General features: G+C 29.9%; 1 pseudogene. It reads left to right on the top strand.

The features are described 5' to 3' along the window. A pseudogene (locus PF021_RS08530) lies at nt 1-394 on the top strand (methyl-accepting chemotaxis protein); the annotation flags it as partial.

Genomic DNA, 394 nt, shown 5'->3' with positions numbered 1-394 from the left:
ACAGCAAAAGCAATAGAAAGTGGTGATCTAACAGCAAGAATAATTGAAAATCCTGCTAATCCTCAATTAGTAGAATTAAAAAATGTTCTAAATAAAATGCTTGATGTATTACAAAGTAAAATTGGTTCTAATATGAATGAAATAACTAGAGTATTTGATAGTTATAAATCATTAGACTTTACAACAGAAGTAAAAGATGCTAAAGGTGATGTAGAAGTAACAACAAATATATTAGGTGAAGAAATAAAAACAATGCTTAGAGCATCAGCAAGCTTTGCACAAGATCTAGCTAAACAATCTGAAGAATTAAAAACATCTATGCAAAGACTAACAGAAGGAAGTCAATCTCAAGCAAGTTCTTTACAACAATCAGCAGCTGCCATAGAAGAGATAA

The sequence above is a fragment of the Helicobacter ibis genome (assembly GCF_027859255.1).
Classification (GTDB): Bacteria; Campylobacterota; Campylobacteria; order Campylobacterales; family Helicobacteraceae; genus Helicobacter_D; species Helicobacter_D ibis.
This window is presented reverse-complemented; position numbering and strand designations above follow the sequence as displayed.